The 20,320-nt window shown below is 35.2% G+C and carries 16 protein-coding genes and 3 pseudogenes; 11 read left to right on the top strand and 8 right to left on the bottom strand.

Going from position 1 to position 20,320, the window contains the following annotated elements; translation table 11 throughout:
- Nucleotides 1–55: 55 nt before the first annotated feature.
- From chrA to CD118_RS05185, 5 genes and pseudogenes are all read right to left on the bottom strand, one after another.
- Nucleotides 56–1,210: pseudogene (chrA, locus tag CD118_RS05205) on the bottom strand (chromate efflux transporter).
- Nucleotides 1,211–1,246: 36 nt separating this feature from the next.
- Nucleotides 1,247–1,639 carry an arsenate reductase (thioredoxin) gene (gene arsC / locus CD118_RS05200; protein ID WP_060830157.1) on the bottom strand — a complete coding sequence of 131 codons (393 nt, stop codon included), beginning with the start codon at nucleotides 1,637–1,639 and terminating at the stop codon, nucleotides 1,247–1,249.
- Between the two features lie 17 nt (nucleotides 1,640–1,656).
- Entirely contained in the window at nucleotides 1,657–2,946 is a 1,290-nt protein-coding gene (arsB, locus tag CD118_RS05195) for an arsenite efflux transporter membrane subunit ArsB (protein ID WP_060830156.1), read from the bottom strand.
- A complete protein-coding gene (locus tag CD118_RS05190) occupies nucleotides 2,943–3,260 on the bottom strand; it encodes an ArsR/SmtB family transcription factor (protein ID WP_060830155.1) in 318 nt (105 codons plus the stop codon). Before CD118_RS05190 ends, arsB begins: the two co-directional genes overlap by 4 nt.
- Nucleotides 3,261–3,303: 43 nt before the next feature.
- Nucleotides 3,304–3,568 (bottom strand): annotated as a pseudogene (locus CD118_RS05185) (helix-turn-helix domain-containing protein).
- Between the two features lie 33 nt (nucleotides 3,569–3,601).
- Between CD118_RS05185 and CD118_RS12195 the strand changes: the two are divergent.
- Together CD118_RS12195 and fabI are read left to right on the top strand one after the other, a co-directional pair.
- A pseudogene (locus CD118_RS12195) lies at nucleotides 3,602–3,774 on the top strand (permease); the annotation flags it as partial.
- Between the two features lie 260 nt (nucleotides 3,775–4,034).
- Nucleotides 4,035–4,805 (top strand): enoyl-ACP reductase FabI, encoded by a 771-nt coding sequence (fabI, locus tag CD118_RS05175; protein WP_050331983.1) that lies wholly within the window; start codon nucleotides 4,035–4,037, stop codon nucleotides 4,803–4,805.
- A gap of 212 nt (nucleotides 4,806–5,017) precedes the next feature.
- On the opposite strand, the gene cozEa is transcribed toward fabI, so the two are convergent.
- A complete protein-coding gene (gene cozEa / locus CD118_RS05170) occupies nucleotides 5,018–6,115 on the bottom strand; it encodes a lipoteichoic acid biosynthesis protein CozEa (protein WP_050331439.1) in 1,098 nt (365 codons plus the stop codon).
- Between the two features lie 215 nt (nucleotides 6,116–6,330).
- Between cozEa and CD118_RS05165 the strand changes: the two genes are divergently transcribed.
- The 3 genes from CD118_RS05165 (at nucleotide 6,331) to CD118_RS05155 (ending at nucleotide 9,362) form a co-directional block, all read left to right on the top strand.
- Nucleotides 6,331–7,899, top strand: a complete 1,569-nt coding sequence (locus CD118_RS05165; RefSeq protein ID WP_060830154.1) for an alanine/glycine:cation symporter family protein — start codon at nucleotides 6,331–6,333, stop codon at nucleotides 7,897–7,899.
- 165 nt (nucleotides 7,900–8,064) lie between these two features.
- On the top strand, nucleotides 8,065–8,799 hold the full coding sequence (locus CD118_RS05160; RefSeq protein WP_050331437.1) for an esterase family protein: 735 nt from the start codon (nucleotides 8,065–8,067) through the stop codon (nucleotides 8,797–8,799).
- Between the two features lie 53 nt (nucleotides 8,800–8,852).
- Nucleotides 8,853–9,362, top strand: a complete 510-nt coding sequence (locus CD118_RS05155) for a 2'-5' RNA ligase family protein (RefSeq protein WP_060830153.1) — start codon at nucleotides 8,853–8,855, stop codon at nucleotides 9,360–9,362.
- Between the two features lie 220 nt (nucleotides 9,363–9,582).
- Here the strand turns inward: CD118_RS05155 and ltaA are convergent, their stop codons facing one another.
- Complete coding sequence (gene ltaA / locus CD118_RS05150) at nucleotides 9,583–10,764, bottom strand: lipoteichoic acid biosynthesis MFS flippase LtaA (protein ID WP_103356359.1); 1,182 nt, start codon at nucleotides 10,762–10,764, stop codon at nucleotides 9,583–9,585.
- Nucleotides 10,742–11,917 (bottom strand): diglucosyl diacylglycerol synthase, encoded by a 1,176-nt coding sequence (locus CD118_RS05145; RefSeq protein WP_060830151.1) that lies wholly within the window; start codon nucleotides 11,915–11,917, stop codon nucleotides 10,742–10,744. Before CD118_RS05145 ends, ltaA begins: the two co-directional genes overlap by 23 nt.
- A gap of 549 nt (nucleotides 11,918–12,466) precedes the next feature.
- Here CD118_RS05145 and CD118_RS05140 point away from each other — a divergent pair.
- From CD118_RS05140 to CD118_RS05115, 6 genes are all read left to right on the top strand, one after another.
- Nucleotides 12,467–13,951, top strand: coding sequence for a UDP-N-acetylmuramoyl-L-alanyl-D-glutamate--L-lysine ligase (locus tag CD118_RS05140; protein ID WP_060830150.1), 1,485 nt, complete (start codon nucleotides 12,467–12,469; stop codon nucleotides 13,949–13,951).
- A complete protein-coding gene (locus tag CD118_RS05135) occupies nucleotides 13,941–14,180 on the top strand; it encodes a YueH family protein (protein WP_050331432.1) in 240 nt (79 codons plus the stop codon). The genes CD118_RS05140 and CD118_RS05135 overlap by 11 nt, the downstream gene beginning before the upstream one ends.
- Before the next feature lie 17 nt (nucleotides 14,181–14,197).
- Nucleotides 14,198–15,760 carry a peptide chain release factor 3 gene (locus CD118_RS05130; RefSeq protein WP_060830149.1) on the top strand — a complete coding sequence of 521 codons (1,563 nt, stop codon included), beginning with the start codon at nucleotides 14,198–14,200 and terminating at the stop codon, nucleotides 15,758–15,760.
- A gap of 379 nt (nucleotides 15,761–16,139) precedes the next feature.
- A complete protein-coding gene (locus tag CD118_RS05125) occupies nucleotides 16,140–16,943 on the top strand; it encodes a TerC family protein (RefSeq protein ID WP_060830148.1) in 804 nt (267 codons plus the stop codon).
- 253 nt (nucleotides 16,944–17,196) lie between these two features.
- The gene (locus tag CD118_RS05120; RefSeq protein ID WP_060830147.1) at nucleotides 17,197–18,861 is read left to right on the top strand and encodes a S1C family serine protease; all 1,665 of its coding nucleotides are present in this window, start codon (nucleotides 17,197–17,199) and stop codon (nucleotides 18,859–18,861) included.
- Nucleotides 18,862–18,878: 17 nt separating this feature from the next.
- Nucleotides 18,879–20,237 carry a TrkH family potassium uptake protein gene (locus tag CD118_RS05115; RefSeq protein WP_060830146.1) on the top strand — a complete coding sequence of 453 codons (1,359 nt, stop codon included), beginning with the start codon at nucleotides 18,879–18,881 and terminating at the stop codon, nucleotides 20,235–20,237.
- The last annotated feature ends 83 nt before the right edge of the window (nucleotides 20,238–20,320 follow it).

Raw genomic sequence — 20,320 nt, 5'->3', positions numbered from 1 at the left:
GATTTTGTATATAGAGTATAAGTATTTTGATTATTTTTATATTCATTGATTTATATTAATAAAATAGAATACCTAAGATCATACCTATCAAAACAATAGACCAAGAAGGCAATTTAAAATACATTAATGATATGAATAATGAGCTGACTAAAGCAAAATCTAATTCGGATTTAATCGTTGATGTCCAAATCGGGTTATAAAAAGCAGCAATAAGTATACCAACTACACCTGCACTAATCCTTTCAAAAATCCTTCAGCATAAATATTAGATTTAATATTATCCCAGAATGGCAAAATTCCAAATAACAAAAGAAATGCTGGTAGAAAAATAGCAATAGTAGCCAATATTGCTCCTCCAACACCTTCTATAGACATCCCAATATATGAAGCAAATGTAAATAACGGTCCGGGTACAGCTTGAGCAGCAGCATAACCTGTTATGAAGTTATCGGGCGATATTAATCCTGATGGTACAAACTCATTTTTCAATAAAGGTAAGACCATGACCTCCCCCAAAAACTAAAGACCCTGATCTATAAAAACTATCAAACATTTTTAACCACAGATTATTTGTCATAGAACTGGCTAAAGGTAATAAGGTTAATAGAAAAAAGAATAATGATAATGAAAAAACACTTAACTTTTTAGATAGCTTGAATGAATTGTTTTTTATTGTAGTTCTATTTGTTGAACTTTGCTTTAGAAAGATGAGACCATATACACCGGTTATTGGTAGTGCAATAACCTGTACATAAAGATTATTACTAATGATAACATAAGAACAAACAATGCTAATACAATAGTGGTTTTGGTATTGGTTATTTTTTTACCCATTCCTATTAATAGCTTGAGCTACAACAGCAACAGCTACGAGTTTTAAACCTTGCATCCAAGTAAAACTTGTATCACTACTCGTAAATAGCGATGAAAAAAGCATTAGTATAATTACAGAAGGAGCGTAAATCCGATAAATGAGATAATACCTCCACTGACGCCACCTCTTATAGTTCCTATACCAATACCTACTTGGCTACTTGTAGGACCGGGTAAAAACTGGCAAAGTGCTACCAAATCAGAATACTCTTTTTCATCAAGCCATTTTCTTTTTTACATATTCATCATAAAAATAGCCTAAATGGGCAGTAGGTCCGCCGAATGATAATAAACCAAGTTTTAATGCAACAAAAAATATATTTATATATTTATACATAAAACCCTCCTTGTATTTGGCAGATTCATCCTTTACTTAACTATTGAATTCTTTAATTTTTTTGCCAATTTCATCTCTAATACGCTGGAATTCTGACCACTCTTTACCTGCTGGATCATCAAATCCCCAGTGCTCTTTTTTTACGTTTGGTGGTAGTGTAGGACAATTATTGTCTGCATCGCTACATAAGGTCACGACTAAATTCGATTGTTTTAAAATATCATCATCAATCAAGTCGGATGTATGATTTGAGATATCAATATTTACTTCTTTCATAGCTTCTATTGCTTTAGGATTAACACCATGTGTCTCAATACCAGCAGAATACACATTCCAATTTTCACCTAATATTTTCTTTCCCCAACCCTCAGCCATTTGACTACGACATGAGTTTCCAGTACATATAAAATAAATTGTTTTCTTTTCCATAATTCATTCCCCATTTCTTAAAATATGATTAGTGTAAGGTATAAACCCAAGAGTGTTACAAATAATACTGGGATAGTAATAACGATTCCAGTTTTAAAGTATGTTCCCCAAGAAATCTTTACACCTTTTTGAGTTAAAACATGTAGCCACAATAATGTTGCTAAAGAACCAATGGGTGTAATCTTAGGCCCTAAATCAGAACCGATGACATTCGCATAAACCATACCTTCTTTTAATATTCCTGTAGCACTGGATTGACCAATCGCTATCGCATCTATTAAAACAGTTGGCATGTTGTTCATAATTGAAGATAAGAAAGCAGCTATAAAGCCCATGCCTATGATACTGCTGAATAATCCATGATTTGAAATGTTTGATAGTACATTAGCCAAAGTTGTTGTGATTCCTACGTTTTTTAAACCAAATACAACTAAGTACATACCGATAGAAAATAGAACAATATTCCAAGGAGCACCTTTAATTACTTTTTTAGTATGAACTGCTTTAGATTTACGGGCTAACAATACAAAGATGAAAGCAATGATGCCAGCAATAATTGATACAGGGATCTGTATAAACTCACTAATAAGATAGCCTAAGACCAGTATTGCTAATACAACCCACGAAAACTTAAATAATTTAGGATCTTTAATTGCATTTTTAGGCTCTGTAAGATCTTGTGTATCGAACATTTTAGGTATAGATTTTCTGAAATATAACCATAAAACGAGAATACTAGCAATGAGAGAGAATAGATTAGGAATAATCATTCGGCTAAAATATTCAATAAATTCAATATCAAAGTAATCTGCAGAAACGATATTAACTAAGTTACTTACAATTAAAGGTAATGATGTAGTATCCGCTATAAAACCGCTAGCAATAATAAAAGGGAAAACCATTTTTTCATTAAATCCTAGATTTCTTACCATTGCTAATACAATAGGCGTTAAAATTAAAGCTGCACCATCATTTGCGAAAAACGCAGCTACTATCGCTCCTAATAGCATGATTAAAACAAACATTTTTAAACCGTTACCGTTTGAAGTCTTAACCATATGTATCGCAGCCCATTCAAAAAAGCCAATCTCATCTAATATTAGTGAAATGAGAATAACAGCTACAAAAGTTAAGGTAGCATTCCAAACAATACCTGTTACTTCTAATATATCGGAAAAACTTACAACCCCTGTAATGATAGCAACGATAGCTCCAATTAAAGCTGTAATACCAATATCTAATCCTCTAGGTTGCCATATTACAAAGATTAAAGTTAAAAGAAAAATCACAATTGCTAAAATGGTCATCCACACTCACCTGATTTCACATTTTTGCATACACAACGTTGATTAGATGTATTAATGGTGTTTAAGTTTTGAATAATCTCACCTAAAATAACATGATTAAGTTGATACATGTGTTTGTTACCTTTTTTTCGTGAGGTAACTAACTCACTTTCTACTAAGAATTTCATATGATAACTTAATGTAGGTTGCGAAAATTGAAAATGCTCCAGCAAGTCACAAGCACATAATTCGCCACAAGATAGTAAGTCTAGTATTTCTAACCGACTTGGATCTGATAAAACTTTTAATAGTGCTGATAGTTCTTTATAAGACATTAATCCACCTCCTTGATAATAAATAGATTAACATCTATATAGATTACTGTCTATGTTCTATTCTATATATCGTCTGACGAGTCATAACAACTTCTTTTGCTATAGCGCTAATAGACTTGCTCAGTTTAAGTAATGCAACAGCACGATAATAAACTAAACGTTTGTATGGATCTTTAGCACGAGGAGAATAAAGTACAGGACGCCCCCTTATAAATACCTTTTTCTTTTAAGTAGTTAACGGTTTGAATAATCTCATCATAATTTCGTCCTAATCTAACAATTGATCCCACCACTAAACGGTCTCCCATTCTCACGAAATTCAACTTTTCTTGAGAAATAGATCTGTTTTTAGTATTTTATCAGGTCTAGTATTTTCTGAAATGAATTTTGTTGACAGTTATAAAGGCGTTAATGTTAAAGGGGATGACTTTTTGCTAATAAAACAGGATTGCGTTTAAAACAAGTATTAAATGATGTATGGGCGTTTTCATACCCAATGTTTCCTTTTTTATGGAGGTACTTAAATGGTTGGAAATTTAGCTGACTTTCCCTGAAGCAGAATGTCAAAAAACGATGGGAAGATATCATATACTTGAATGTTATTTAAAGAATTTAAAATTAGTAAGAGCAGTTAGTAATTTAGCAAAAGTGCCAAATCGTCTACTTGATAATTGACAACAAAGTAGGGCAGAATATGTGATATAGTTTTAAAATTTAAGACCAGATGGTAAAATTAAAAGTATCATGTTATTAAAAGATAAAGGAGTAATCACATTGATGAATCTTGAAGGTAAAACTTTTGTAGTGATGGGTATTGCGAACAAACGAAGCATCGGTTTCGGTGTTGCAAAAGTATTGGATCAACTAGGGGCGAAGTTAGTATTTACATACAGAAAAGAAAGAAGTTTTAAAGAGCTAGATAAATTAATTGATCAGTTAAATCAATCTGAAAAACACGTTTATCAAATCGACGTTCAAAGCGATGAAGATGTTGTGAATGGCTTTGAACAAATCGGTCAAGATGTGGGTAAAATTGATGGCGTTTTCCATTCCATCGCTTTTGCACGTGTAGAAGAGTTAAGAGGTCGTTTTTCAGATACATCTCGTGATGGTTTCTTACTTGCACAAGATATTAGTGCATACTCACTCACGATTGTTGCGCGTGAAGCAAGAAAAATTATGAATGAAGCGGGTAGTATCGTGACTTCAACCTATATTGGCGGTGAGTTTGCTGTACCAAACTACAATGTGATGGGTATCGCTAAAGCTAGCCTCGAAGCGTCAGTGAAATATTTAGCAGCAGATTTAGGTCAGGATAATATTCGTGTCAACGCGATATCTGCTGGTCCTATTCGTACGTTGAGTGCGAGAGGTGTCGGTAGCTTCACTACAATTTTAAAAGAGATTGAAGAACGCGCACCATTGAAACGTAACGTTGATCAAGAAGAAGTAGGTAAAACTGCAGCTTATTTATTAAGTGACTTTTCATCAGGCGTTACTGGAGAAAACATTCACGTGGACGCTGGTTTCCACGCGATTCGCTAAGTCATTGATAGGATAAAGAAAAGCGATTAAACAGGTTTCTCCTACGTAATTGAGTTGACAGTTTAGCGCGCTAATCTAATAAGTGATAAAAAAAAGCAATTTCGCTCATCGAGAGGGAAATTGCTTTTTTCGTTGAATCTCAAAACTGAAATTCGAGGCGTTTTTAATCGTTCTTTATAAAGCCATATGACATTTATATCTTTTAAAAAGACTTAGAGAATACTGTTATCATCTACATTACTTTGTGCTTTGTGTAAAATTTGATGACGATATTTGTAAACATTTCGTGCAATTGTCTTAAGGACAGCATATAACGGGACAGCTACCAAGATAAGCATGAAACCGCCTAAACTACCAGAAGCTAAAATAACAATAATAATTGTTAATGGGTGGATGTTTAAAGATTTACCCATTACGTTAGGCGTGATAACATTACCTTCTAATTGTTGCGCTATTAAAGTGACAACACAGACCCATATAAAGGTTGAAGGACTTTGAATCAATCCTAAGATACCTGCTGGTAAAAATGCCATCCATGGTCCTAGAAATGGAATCATATTTGCTACGATGGCAAACATGACGAGTAATAATGTATATTCTAGACCAATGATACTATAGCCGATGTACAAAATTGTTCCGAGGATTAAACTCACTGTAACTTGACCTTGAATATAAGATTTTAATGTTTGGTTCAAATCTTTTAAAAGTGTAACGACAAATATTTTACGCTCACCATTAAAAAAACGTGCAACTGCTGGAATAAAACGTTCGTGATCTTTCAACATATAGATTAAGAAAAACGGAACTAAAATTAACAAGAAAAGTGTGGACACAATACTTGTTACAATATTGAGTGAGTTAGATAAAATATTTGATGCCATTTCACTAATGTAAGAAACGATATCATTAATTTTGTCAGTGACTTGTGATGGAAGTCGATCACGTTGGTCTAATGCAAAATTAATAAGACGTTCAGCTTCACGTTGTATAAACGGGATTTGGTGAATCAGATTCTCAATTTGTGTTGCAATGACAGGTCCAATAACACCAATGACAGCACCAATAAGGGCTGTAAGACCAAGTAAAATAATTGTAATACTTGCCCAACGTGGAATATGCCGTTTTTCTAACATCTTTTGAAAAGGCAAACAAATATAGAATAAAAAGCCACTTAATAGTAAGGGCAATATGATAGATTGAATAATGATAACGATCGGCATAAAGATATGATTGACATCTATGAATAATTTAATGAGTAAAAATAAAAGCAACAGTGCGATGCCTGAACGAAACCACACTTTATTCGTCATAAATTGTTCCTCCTTTTGTAAACACTTATATTTTAGTATAGCCCAACTGAATACGTGTTAAAAGAAAAAAATGAAATCTCGACAATAAATCTTTTCAATTTTTATTTAGTATGTGAATTTTAATAATAAGTTGCACGGAATTTATTAAATGTGTATACTGATAGCAGATTTATCAGAAAATTTAAAAATTTAACGGGATGATAGGGGGCATGTGTATGTTAGAAGTGATTGTGGGATGGCTAAATGAAGTGGTGTGGAGTAAACCGCTCGTTTATGGTTTGTTACTTACAGGTATCGCTTTTAGTTTAATGACACGTTTTTTACAGGTTAGACATTTTAAAGAAATGATTCGATTAATGTTTCAAGGTGAAAAGTCACCGACAGGGATTTCAAGCTTTCAAGCGATTGCCTTGTCTTTAGCGGGTCGTGTCGGTACAGGGAATATCGTGGGTGTTTCTACTGCAATTTTTATTGGAGGCCCCGGAGCCGTTTTTTGGATGTGGATTACAGCATTTTTAGGGGCAGGCACAGCTTTTGTTGAATCAGCATTAGGCCAAATTTATAAAAAAGAAGAAGATGGAGAGTATCGAGGAGGTCCAGCTTACTATATCGAACGTGGCATCAAAGGTAAATTGGGCAAAATTTATGGGTTGATATTCGCAATTGTCACGATTATTTCTGTTGGTTTATTATTGCCAGGTGTTCAATCCAATGCAATTGCAAGTTCCATGCATAATGCATTCGGAATACCGTCATGGATTATCGCCGTAGTACTAGCGGTCATTTTAGCATTAATTATTTTTGGTGGTGTCAAATGGATTGCCAATGTAGCAACAGCTGTTGTCCCTTTTATGGCAATTATTTATATTTTAATGGCTGTTGTTATTATTGTGTTAAATATCCAAGAAGTGCCTGCATTATTCGCACTGATTTTTAAATCGGCTTTTGGTATGGAAGCCGCATTTGGAGGCATTATCGGTGCAATGATTGAAATTGGTGTGAAACGAGGGCTTTATTCGAACGAAGCGGGCCAGGGGACAGGCCCCCATGCAGCTGCTGCGGCAGAAGTTTCTCACCCAGCGAAACAAGGTTTGGTTCAAGCGTTCTCTGTTTATGTTGATACGTTATTCGTTTGTACAGCAACAGCATTAATCATTCTTATTTCTGGCACATATAATACTACGGATGGGTCAATGGCTAAAAATGGGATGCCGAATTTAATTAAAGATGGTGGTATTTTCGTACAAAGTCCCGATGGTAGTAAAGATTACTCTGGAACTGCGATGTATGCACAAGCAGGGATTGATAAGGCGATTCAAGGATCAAGTTATCATTTTGACCCAAGTTTTTCAGGATTCGGCTCATACTTTATAGCGATTGCACTGTTCTTTTTCGCATTCACAACGATTCTCGCTTATTATTATATTGCCGAGACGAATGTAAGTTTCTTAACGAATCGAATTGCTAAAAATCAGAATAAACTTTGGCAAAATGTCACACGTCTTGTACTCATTGCTGCGACAGCTTATGGTGCAGTTAAAACTGCTGATACTGCTTGGGCAATGGGGGATTTAGGTGTCGGTATGATGGCTTGGTTAAATATTATTGCCATTTGGATGCTGCATAAACCTGCAATGCATGCATTAAAAGACTTTGAAAGACAGAAAAAAGAAAAAGGAACGGGCAAAACAGCAACCTATCAACCCGATCCGAAAGAGATTCCAACAGCTACATTTTGGTTAGAAGACTATCCTAAGCGATTGAAAGAGAATCAACTCGAGTAAATAATATAATATTTTATATAGTCTTTCGTTTAATAACATACCAAATGAGTCGTACATCATTTGATAGATAAATTCAAATTATATAATAAAATTAAGTTTTTTAGATTAACACATGAGACGTCTCCTGATACAATGAGATTAATTCGTATGAGGAGGCGTCTTTTTATGACATCATTTACGCCAGGACAAATAACAGAAACACAATTTAAAAGTGATTATTTAGAAAGAGAAATCACATTATCCGTCTATTTACCGAAAGATTATTCGGATTTATATAAATCAAAAGTAATCATATGTTTTGATGGCCAAGACTTCTTTAGATATGGTCAACTTCATCGTGTATATGAAAAGCTGAGGAAAAAAGGTGAAGTTGAGCGTGCAATTATTATTGGTTTTCATTATGAATCAGTGAAAGATAGAAGTACTGAATTTCATCCACAAGGGGAAAAAGCAGCGAAGACGGTTCAAGCTGTAGTTAAAGAGTTACTTCCATGGATAGATCGTCAGTTTGCAACGTATAAGGTTGGCAATGCGCGCTTATTATTAGGAGATAGTTTAGCTGGTAGTATTGCACTTTTAACTGGCTTAAGTTATCCACGTGTGATGAGTCAAATTGGGATTTTGAGCCCTTATTATGACGACATTGTGAAACAGATTTTCGAAAGATGTCAGTTTAAATCACATTTAAATATTTGGCATGCGATCGGCAAAGAAGAATGTGATTTTAAATTACCGACTACAGGGAAACAAGCAGATTTCTTAACACCGAATCGTGCATTCAGAGATTTAGTAGAATGCGAGCAAGTGACTTATTATTACGAGGAATTGGATGGTGGACATAACTGGAAAACTTGGCAAAAAGAACTACCAAAAATACTCGCACACTTTTTAAGTAACTAATTATTAGAAAATTTGCTATAATAGAGGCAAGCGAAAACAAAGGAGGAATTGAAATGATTCTAGGGTTAGCGTTAATTCCATCAAAAGATTTCCAAAATGAGGTTAATGCATATCGTAAACGTTATGATAAACACTACACAAAGATTAAACCTCATATTACTATTAAAAGTCATTTTGAAATTGATGATCAAGAAATTGATAGTGTAAAAGCTGAAATTGAAAAACGTTTAGAAGGGGCTAAAGTTGTTGATATGCATGCAACAAAAGCTTCTAATTTTGCGCCAATCACGAATGTAATCTATTTCAAAGTTGAAAAAACAGAAGCGTTAGTGGATTTATTTAACCGCTTTGATGGAGACGATTTTTATGGGAAATCAGAGCATCCATTTGTTCCGCACTTTACAATTGCTCAAGGTTTAACGAGCCAAGAGTTCGAAGACATTTATGGTCAAGTTCGTTTAGCAGGTGTTGATCATAAAGAAACAATTGAGCAAATTTCATTGATGAAATATGATGACACAGAAGATGAATGGAAAGAAATTGAAACATATTCATTGGGGTAGAACGCGTTATGAGCGTTTTTGAAGATGGCCCTTCATCACGCATACTTAAATAATAAAAACCTTTTAAAGCAAACACTTTAAAAGGTTTTTTCGTACTGTCGATTTGCCTTGAATGTGGCGATTGACAGTTTTTATTTGATTAGATCCAACCCTAGCATGTTGAATTATTTTAATATGTGTTTTTAAGTCAAAATCGATTGCTTGAAGTAGCCATGTAACTTTATGATTGATGACGTTTTACAAAATAGCTACCATAAAAAATAGCTAAGAAAAAGATAATCAGTGCTGCAAAATAAAAAGTATAAATAGGACTGCCAAAAAATTGTGATAATGGACCACCAAATAAAGGCCCTATCATGGCACCGAAGCCTTGTATACTATTAATCACGCCCCAAGTTTCTTCTTGTTCACTTGGACGGATAAAACTTGCCATGAAAGTGTTCCAAGCTGGCAACAGGATACCATAAAGCACACCAATGAAAAAGGCGATTATCCACACGACAACAATATGTGTTAAGAACGTTAAAATAAAAATAGAAGTACCGTAAATTACAAACCCTAAAAAGATAACGAAGTACATGAAACGTGTCGAATGGGCATCTATGATTTTTGATAAAAATAACATTGAAATGGTGCAACCTACGCCACCAATAACAATTGCAAGCGTGTATTCAAGCGTCGTCACACCGACTATATCCAAGGCATATTGCGGGAGCACAGGGACTAATGCACTGATTGCGAGCCCTTGCAATAAGATGCCTGGAAATAAAATCAAATGACGTTTAGATACACTCACAATTTGACGTAATTGCTGCTTCACATTTTTCGTATTGTAATCGGTCAACTTAACTTTTACAAACCAATACAAGATGAACGCGATTGCGACACATAGCGACATTAAAAAATTGAAATGTGTTGGATGTGATTTGAATATAAGGTTCATCGTAATCATACCGGCTAGCATCCCGGAGAGCCAAGAAAAATAGACATAGCCCATCTGTTTTCCTCGTGTTCGTTCATCGACACTTGCCAACATAATCACCCAAATTGGACACACAGCAATACCGAGCATAATAGAACTTAAAATGAGCACTACAGGTGAAGTAGGCATAAAAATAACTAAAAACAGGCTCACAAGGGCTAATATAAAACCTAAAGTGAGCACGATTGTTGGTCCAAGACGCTTTAAAACGAAGCCAACAAAAAAGTTACTAATAGAATCTGATATAAAATGTATGGAAATTGCAATTGAAGTGATACTGACTGCAATCGATGTTGCTGTTGGCAATAGTGGTAAATAACTCAGTACGTACATTCCTCGCGCAAATTCCATCAAAAATAAAATAACTAAGAGAATATAAAAATTTCTCATAGTCATTTTATTTGACGAGTAGTTTTGCATATAAAGGCACCTTTCCATAAACAGTTTCACATTGTGATGCGTTATAAAGTAGGTCGAGTAAATCCTGACATAAACGTTGTGTTGCATTAGGTTGACGTGCTTCTGCCATATTTTGAATCATTGCGTTGATTTCATTAGGATGACGTGTAAGATGTGTGACGATATCAATCGCTTCAGAAGGTGTATCTGCAATTTTTCCAAATGCTTTTTGTTCGAAGTATAAAGCATTTTCAAGTTCTTGACCTGGTGCAGGATTTAAGAAAATCATTGGCACTTTTTGAGTAAGTGCTTCTGAAATTGTAATACCACCAGGTTTCGTAATCATGAGGTGACTTGACGCCATCCACTCGTTCATATTGTTCGTATAACCTAAAATTAAAACATGGCGATTCCCTTTAAATGCTTTACTTAATTGACGTTTTAATTCTTTGTTGCGACCACAAATCATGACTACTTGGGCATTTGGACTTTCATCAATGATACGTTGAATCATTTGTTCAAACCCTTTAGATACACCAAAGGCGCCTGCAGACATTAAAATTGTTTGTGCTTTTGGGTCTAAATGATGTTGAGTCAGCCATACTTCTCGATCGATACGGTCTTCAAACCGTGCTGAAATAGGAATACCAGTGACTTTAAGTGTTTCTCTTGGAATGCCAACACTCGCAAATTCGTCTTTTAAATCTTCTGTTGCTAAATAGTATCGTGCAGAATAAGGTGTAATCCAGTTTTTGTGCATGCGATAGTCTGTCATAACAGTGGCAATAGGGATGTTCATATTAAATTGTTCTGTTAAAACTGACATGACAGGTGTTGGGAACGTCAACAAAATTAAATCTGGTTTTTCTTTTAATAGTAAGTTTAATAATTTATTTAAACCGTAATATTTATAAAAACATTTATCTAACTGGTCTGGGCGGCTATAATAAAATGCTTTATACATACGACGAAAATATTTAAAACTATTGATATACCATTTCTTACAGATTGATGTCATAATAGGATGTGCTTCTAAAAATAAATCATGTTCTATCACTGTAAGATGTTCAAGATTCATATGACTGAGTTCTTCAATAATACTATTTGTCACTTGTATATGACCATTACCAAATGATCCCGTGATAATCAATATTTTTTTCTTTTGAGCTACCATGATAGCCACCCTCCGAGATATTCAGACTTATTACTTTTCTATGTAAGTGTATCGCAATTTGGGTTATTTGTGAAAAAATTAAAAGATTTATTACAAAAATCTTAAAATGTTAAAATAAACAGTATATATGTTCATAAAATATTTAATGTTATTTTTTAATACATAGTATAATAGAAAGAAAAAACAAATAACACCTAAAATCGGCGACAATTTCATTATATTATCTTAATATACAACAAAACTCGGCACAATAGTAATTTAAAGATTTAGGGCTGCGGACGTATTAAAATCAAGGACTAAAGTTAATTTTATTTACCCTTAAAATGTAGAAGGTAATCTTTTTTATCGCTTAAAATGTTTAACACGATGTGAACTAACTCACGCGCTGAAATCATAATGTACGCTGAGTATGGCCTCAAAACGGTTGAGTATGAAGTGATAACCTTGTATTGTCTAAGAAGAAATCTCAAATGAAATTAACTTTTCATTCTCGTTCTCACGAGAGAAAAGTGTATAATATATGCGTATATCAAAAAAGGAGAGATGTCTGTGAACGCGCAACAATTGTTCGAAAATATATTAATAAAACAAGTCATAGGAAGTTTAGATAGAGACATAAATGATATTACGACTGATTCTCGGACAGCGAAAGCCGGAAGTATTTTTGTAGCGTCTAAGGGCTATACTGTTGACAGCCATCGTTTTGCACAAAATGTTGTTGATCAAGGATGTCAAGTGGTCGTGGTGAATAGATTATTAGAGCTAGAAGGTGATGTCACACAAGTGATTGTACCGGATACGTTACGTGTTGCGAGTCATCTCGTACATCATATTTATGATTTTCCAAGTCAACATTTAACAACAATCGGTGTGACAGGGACAAATGGAAAGACTTCAATTGCGACAATGATTCATCACATCTATAGAAAGCTTGGAAAAGGAAGTGCCTATCTCGGTACGAACGGCTTTCAAATTAATGAAACATTAACAAAAGGTGAAAATACGACGCCAGAAACCGTTGTACTTACTAAGAAAATACACGAAGCTGTTGAAGCTGGCGCCGAAGCAATGACTTTAGAAGTATCCTCACATGGCTTAAGTTTAGGGCGTTTAAGTGGTGTGGAATTTGATGTTGCTATTTTTTCTAATTTAACGCAAGATCATTTAGATTTTCATGGCACGATGGAAGCATATGGACATGCTAAATCATTATTATTTAGTCAACTCGGTCAAGACCTTAGCCGTGATAAATATGCTGTTATCAATGCAGATGACGCTTTTTCAAACTATTTAAAATCGGTAACGCCATATGAAAGTATGACATATGGCATAGACAATGAGGCACAATTTATGGCAACAAATATTGTTGAAACGTTGCAAGGGGTGACGTTTGATTTTGTAACGCCATTCGGTACATATCCTGTTAAATCACCTTATGTTGGACGCTTTAATATTTCAAATTTAATGGCAGCGATGATAGGCGTTTGGGTTAAAGGCACAGACCTCGACACGATTTCTAAAATCGTTGCTGACCTTGAACCTGTAGAAGGCAGATTAGAAGTATTAGATCCTTCATTACCTATCGATTTAATTATTGATTACGCGCATACGGCTGACGGCATGTCTAAACTTATCGATGCCGTGCAACCTTTTGTAAAACAAAAATTAATATTTTTAGTAGGTATGGCAGGAGAACGTGATTTGACGAAGACTCCTGAAATGGGACGTGTCGCATCTCGAGCGGATTATGTCATTTTTACACCTGACAATCCAGCAAATGATGACCCTAAAATGTTAACAGCTGAGCTCGCAAAAGGCGCAACGCATGATAATTACGTAGAATTTACAGATCGCGCTGAAGGCATCCGGCATGCGATTGCAGTTGCTGAACCCGGAGATACCGTTGTACTTGCTTCGAAAGGAAGAGAGCCTTATCAAATTATGCCAGGTCATATCAAAGTACCGCATCGAGATGATTTGATTGGATTAGAGGCAGCTTATCAAAAATTTGGTGGTGGTCCAAGTGAAGATTAGAGAAAGCCATAGTGAGCATCTTTCAGTAAAAGTATGGCTTTATCATAATAAAGGTGAAGGCTATATTCTCGTTTCTATACCTGACTTACATTGGTCAATTCAAGTTGACGATACAATGTTTGGAGAAACGCTAACAGAACACTTATTGATGCATTTATTTAATGTTATTGATGAACAAGAAGCGGAAGTTTTAGCTTTACGCATCACACGTTGGATACAAGAAGTATAATTAAAAGGAGATTTAAGATGAGTATTAAAGAAGAAGTGACGTCTCGGAAGACCTTTGCGATTATATCGCATCCGGACGCTGGGAAAACGACATTAACAGAAAAATTATTATATTTTAGTGGTGCTATTCGAGAAGCAGGTACAGTCAAAGGTAAAAAAACAGGTAAATTTGCGACAAGTGACTGGATGAAAGTAGAACAAGAACGTGGGATTTCTGTAACAAGTTCAGTCATGCAATTTGATTATGATGATTTTAAAATCAATATTCTCGATACACCCGGACACGAAGATTTTTCAGAAGATACCTACCGTACATTAATGGCCGTAGATAGTGCAGTGATGGTTATTGACTGTGCGAAAGGAATTGAGCCACAAACTTTGAAACTCTTTAAAGTTTGTAAAATGAGAGGTATTCCTATTTTTACATTTATTAATAAGCTCGATCGTGTAGGGAAAGAGCCTTTTGAATTGTTAGATGAAATAGAAACGACGCTAGGGATTGAAACTTATCCAATGAATTGGCCAATCGGTATGGGACAAGGGTTCTTTGGTATTATTGACCGTGCAACACGTACAATTGAGCCTTTCAGAGATGAAGAAAATGTGTTACACATCAATCAAGATTATGAACTTGAAGAGTCACATCCTATCGCGAATGATAGTTTATTTGAACAAGCGATTGAAGAACTCATGTTAGTAGATGAAGCAGGCGAAACCTTCGATGAAGAAGCACTTATGAAAGGGGATTTAACACCAGTATTTTTTGGTTCTGCCCTTGCGAATTTTGGTGTGCAAAACTTCTTAAATGCGTATGTCGATTATGCGCCAATGCCTCATGCGCGTCAAACTGAAGAAGAAGTTGAAGTGAGTCCTTTCGACCCACAATTTTCTGGATTTATTTTCAAAATTCAAGCCAATATGGATCCTAAACATCGAGACCGCATCGCTTTTATGCGCGTAGTAAGTGGTGCTTTTGAAAGAGGCATGGATGTCACACTCCAAAGAACAGGTAAAAAGCAGAAAATCACACGTTCAACAAGCTTTATGGCAGATGACAAAGAGACAGTCAACCACGCTGTAGCAGGAGATATTATCGGTTTATATGATACAGGTAATTACCAAATTGGAGATACGTTAGTGGCCGATAATCAGAAGTTCCATTTCAAAGCATTACCGCAATTCACACCAGAAATATTTATGAAAGTATCGCCAAAAAATGTCATGAAACAAAAACATTTCCATAAGGGGATTGAACAATTGGTACAAGAAGGGGCAATTCAATATTATAAATCTCCGCATACCAATCAAATTATTTTAGGTGCTGTGGGTCAACTTCAATTTGAAGTGTTTGAGCATCGTATGAAAAATGAATACAATGTTGACGTGGTCATGGAGCCTGTAGGTAAAAAGATTGCACGTTGGATTGAAAACGAAGAAGATGTTCAAGACAAGATGAGTACTAGTCGCTCAATTCTTGTTAATGATCGTTACGACAATAAAGTCTTTTTATTCGAAAATGATTTTGCGACACGTTGGTTTGAAGAAAAGTTCCCAGAAATTAAACTGTATAGTTTACTGTAAGAAGTGGGACGTGTACTTTAAAGAGTGAAAAAATTATTTTTGTATTGTTATTTTGATAGAAAATTGGGTATAATGTTTACATCATAATTAAATACCTGTGACTGACTTTGGTCAGAGGGGAGTAACTTGATTAACGTGTCAATCGTTAATAACGCTTTGTCGTCATTACGAAGAACAGTGATTCTTCCGGTGAAGCGGGCATCTGTTTGTGCTAAGTGAGACCTTTGCTATTGATTTAGCATGGGTCTCTTTAATTATGTCTGTGACATAAAGACAGTAACAGAGACGCTTAATCAAATGACTATTGATATATTGAGTGTTTATAAAAACTTTTTGTCATATTTCAATTACTGATAAAAGTCGAAGGAGTGATCTTGCAATGGATCCAAGTTTGTTATTAACTTACGGATGGGTTGTATTGGTTTTAGTCTTTTTAGAAGGCTTATTAGCAGCTGACAACGCCATCGTAATGGCTGTTATGGTTAAGCACTTGCCACCAGAACAGCGTAAAAAAGCCCTCTTCTATGGTTTGTTAGGTGCTTTTGTATTTCGTTTTATTGCTTTATTCTTGATTAGTATTTTAGCTAATTTCTGGTGGATTCAAGCGTTAGGTGCAGCTTATTTAATATACATGTCCACTAAAAATCTATATGAGTTTTTCAAAACTAAAGATAAAGGCCACGAGTACCCTGACAATGATGATCATCATTATGACGATGAGGGTGTAGAGAAAAAAGTAAGCGCTAAAGCGTTTTGGTTAACTGTGGCTAAAGTTGAATTTGCAGATATTGCGTTTGCCATCGATTCAATGCTGGCAGCATTAGCAATTGCCGTGACATTGCCAAAAATTGGTGTCCACTTCGGTGGTATGGATGCCGGTCAATTTGCGGTTATGTTTGTGGGTGGATTAATTGGTGTCATTTTAATGCGTTTTGCAGCCACATTCTTTGTTGAGTTATTAAATAAATATCCTGGCCTAGAAGGTGCGGCTTTCGCAATTGTAGGTTGGGTTGGTATTAAACTTGTCATCCTAGTACTTGCGCATGATGACATCGGATTAATTCCACACGATTTCCCACACTCAGCAACATGGCAAATTATATTCTGGACAGTGATGATTGGACTTGTCGTTATCGGATGGTTCACATCAATGGTTAAAAATAAAAAAGATCAAAAACATTAACATGTTAAAATCAAATCTTGATATACAGGGTTCGAACAAAGGATTGTTCGGACCCTTTCTTCTTAAAAAAGACTTATGCTATGAGAGATTAAGATTTACTTTTTGAGTCTTGAACGCAATTGGTTTCATACCGTTTTGATAATGTATCTTGTAACGAAGGATTTAGGATTTTTGATATTAAAAAGTGAATTTTACAGAAATTTAAGCGCTGATATGTCATAATAGAGTGAGAGCAACATAAGGAGGGCGTGCAATGGATCAGGATAAAAAACATGTGATTCCGAGACATCTATATAAAAGAAAAAGACGTGAGTTTTTTCATAATGAAGAGCGTGAAGCCAGATTGAAGGCAGAAGAAGAAGAAAATGCGCTCAAAGCTGAAAAGGAAAAGGCTCAAGTTAAAAATAATGAAGAGCGTGTGAAAGACAATCTACGCAAAGCACGCATTGAAAAAATTACTCATGATGATGGTGATAAGTCCCAAAACAAAGTGAAGCACGAAACAGAACCAAACAAAGAAGCTTCAAGACCGATTCAGGAAACATCGTCTGTGTCAATTAATGGCAGTGAAGCAGAGCAATCAAATCATAAAGATGCAGAGACACAACAAGAAAGGTCTGAACAGGTGCAATCATCCAAACAAGTGGATGACAAAGAAAATCAAGATGATCATCAAGACGCAATGACTGAAACACCTGACAAACACCAACAAGAACATCCTCCGAAGCATCAGTACTCAACGAAGCGCGATTGGACTGAAAAAATCACGCAATTTCTTTCTAGAGAATGGGCTAAAATTCTCATTATATTAGCGATTATTTTAGTGGTCATTTTATTATTTGCAATATTTAATAATGTGAATAAAAGTGAAAATGACAATGTCAAACAAGCGATTCAAGAACAGCAACATCAAAAAGGTACAAACAAAACGGTTACTAAAACGATGGAAAACGCAAATCTCGCAGTTAAATCCGTGGTATCTATAGAAAATAATAGTAAGAGTACACCAGATACAGTTCAAGATGCTAAGCAACAAACGCAAGAAGAAAAAGAAAGCGGATCAGGTGTCGTCTACAAAAAAGTGGACGACACCCTTTATATATTGACGAATGCCCATGTCGTCGGTGATAGAGAAAAGCATGAATTAACATTTGGCGACCATCAAACCGCAATGGGTAAAGTAATAGGAAAAGACAAATGGTCTGATCTTGCAGTCATGACCGTTCATGCACCTAAAGGCGATGTTTTAAAGCCAATTAAACAAGGCGATTCAAGTGCTTTAATTTTAGGTGAGCCTGTGATTGTAGTAGGAAATCCTTTAAGTTTAGATTTTCAAAATACAGTTGGAGAAGGCATCGTATCGGGTCTCAATAGAGATGTACCTGTTGACATCGATAAAGATAATGAATACGATACACTATTAAGTGCCTTTCAAGTGGATGCACCGATTAATCCAGGTGATTCTGGCGGTGCCGTTGTTGATCAAAATGGTGAACTGATCGGGATAGCATCACTAAAAATTAGTATGCCGAATGTACAAAGTATGGGTTTCGCGATTCCTATTAATCAAGCGATACATACAGCAAAATTGCTCGAAAAAGATGGTGAAATCAAACATCCAAATACACATCTTCAGTTAGATAATGTCATCGATGTGACAGATGCAACAAAAGATGATTATAACGTGAATAAAAGTTTAACAGAAGGCGTAATGGTGAGTAATATTGACGATGACAGTTCTGCTCAAAATTCAGGGTTGAAAAAGGGTGATGTCATAGTAGAATTAGATGGTAAGCCGGTTAAAGATAAATTGGCCTATCGACAAAAATTATTTGAGCATACAAACTTGAAAGAAGCATTAAAATTAAAAGTGATACGTGAAGGTGAGGTTAAGCAAATCTCATATAAATTGAATTAGCTTTGGGGTGAATGGCTTTGTCCATAGTCAAATTTTTATTGAAAAGATCGAGCCCACAGCAAGGGATTGTCTTATATTACCTTGTCGCTATCGTTGGTGCGTTTTTACTGTTGAATTTGCCGGGTGTACATAAGCCTGGTGTCAAAGTAGCACCCATCGATACTTTGTTTGTCGCTGTTTCGGGTGTAAGTGTAACGGGGTTAACACCGATAAACATTTCAGAAACATATTCTGCCTTTGGTTACATTGTCTTATTGATTATCCTTAACATTGGCGGTATCGGTGTAATGGCGATTGGTACATTATTATGGGTTGTATTAGGAAAGCATATTGGAATTCGAGAGCGTCAACTCATTATGTTGGATAATAACAGAGAATCGATGAGTGGGACAGTTAAGTTAATTTTAGATATTGTAAGAGCAATTTTAGTGATTGAGTTAGTAGGGGCAACACTGTTAGCATTTTATTTTTATCGTGACATTCATAACATCAAAGAGGCTATCTTACAAGGTGTGTTTGTTTCTATCTCAGCAACAACGAACGGAGGTCTCGATATAACAGGTGATTCACTCATTCCATACGCGAATGACTACTTTGTCCAAACGATTGTTATGTTTCTGATCGTATTAGGCTCAATTGGTTTTCCTGTGTTATTGGAGATTAAAGCTTATATTAAAAATAGAATACCTAATTTTAGATTCTCTTTATTTACGAAAGTTACGACCGTCACTTATTTAATGATATTGATCGCTGGTGTACTCGGTATTTTAATGATTGAAGGTCGTGGTGTTTTTGCACACGAATCTTGGCACAAAACTTTGTTTTATGCCATGTTTCAGTCTGTGACAACGCGAAGTGCGGGATTAGAGACATTCGACGTTTCTCAATTTTCAGATGCAACCAACTTATTAATGGGTGCATTGATGTTTATCGGTTCCTCTCCAAGTTCTGTTGGTGGCGGTATACGTACAACGACTTTTGCGATTATTATTTTATTTGTGATTAATTACAAGCCGAATGCTGAGAAATCCTCAATTAAAGTGTTTAATCGAGAAATCCATAATCAAGATATTCAACGCTCATTTGCAGTGTTCTGTATCGCGATAATGCTCACGTTTTTAGGGATGTTTATAATCATTCTGTCAGAAGGAAGTCATATTGAATTTGTTAAAATTTATTTTGAAATTATGTCTGCCTTTGGTACGTGTGGGTTATCTACGGGGATTACTTCGCAGTTAAGCAATGTCTCAAAAGTTGTGTTGATGGTTTTAATGTTTATCGGTCGTGTAGGTTTAATCTCATTTATCATCATGATTAGTGGTAACCGTGAACCATCAAAATATCATTATCCAAAAGAAAGAATTCAGATTGGTTAAAAGGGTAACTTTGCATTATTTCTTTGAAAGTAGCAATCTATTTTAATCTATAAAAAGGACCTCCATCTTATTTTGGAGGTCCT

Origin of the sequence: Staphylococcus coagulans (genome assembly GCF_002901995.1) — a bacterium.
Classification (GTDB): Bacteria; Bacillota; Bacilli; order Staphylococcales; family Staphylococcaceae; genus Staphylococcus; species Staphylococcus coagulans.
Note: the sequence above shows the minus strand (reverse complement) of the source record. Positions and strands in the feature narration are given on the sequence as shown.

Bases quoted from the DNA above. Each gene is read 5' to 3' on its own strand.
- cozEa (WP_050331439.1), bottom strand. From the start codon at position 6,115: ATGACGAATAAAGTGTGGTTTCGTTCAGGCATCGCACTGTTGCTTTTA.
- CD118_RS05190 (WP_060830155.1), bottom strand. From the start codon at position 3,260: ATGTCTTATAAAGAACTATCAGCACTATTAAAAGTTTTATCAGATCCA.
- CD118_RS05145 (WP_060830151.1), bottom strand. From the start codon at position 11,917: ATGGTAGCTCAAAAGAAAAAAATATTGATTATCACGGGATCATTTGGT.
- CD118_RS05155 (WP_060830153.1), top strand. From the start codon at position 8,853: ATGATTCTAGGGTTAGCGTTAATTCCATCAAAAGATTTCCAAAATGAG.
- arsC (WP_060830157.1), bottom strand. From the start codon at position 1,639: ATGGAAAAGAAAACAATTTATTTTATATGTACTGGAAACTCATGTCGT.
- CD118_RS05160 (WP_050331437.1), top strand. From the start codon at position 8,065: ATGACATCATTTACGCCAGGACAAATAACAGAAACACAATTTAAAAGT.
- CD118_RS05165 (WP_060830154.1), top strand. From the start codon at position 6,331: ATGTTAGAAGTGATTGTGGGATGGCTAAATGAAGTGGTGTGGAGTAAA.
- CD118_RS05130 (WP_060830149.1), top strand. From the start codon at position 14,198: ATGAGTATTAAAGAAGAAGTGACGTCTCGGAAGACCTTTGCGATTATA.
- arsB (WP_060830156.1), bottom strand. From the start codon at position 2,946: ATGACCATTTTAGCAATTGTGATTTTTCTTTTAACTTTAATCTTTGTA.
- CD118_RS05125 (WP_060830148.1), top strand. From the start codon at position 16,140: ATGGATCCAAGTTTGTTATTAACTTACGGATGGGTTGTATTGGTTTTA.
- CD118_RS05120 (WP_060830147.1), top strand. From the start codon at position 17,197: ATGGATCAGGATAAAAAACATGTGATTCCGAGACATCTATATAAAAGA.
- ltaA (WP_103356359.1), bottom strand. From the start codon at position 10,764: ATGCAAAACTACTCGTCAAATAAAATGACTATGAGAAATTTTTATATT.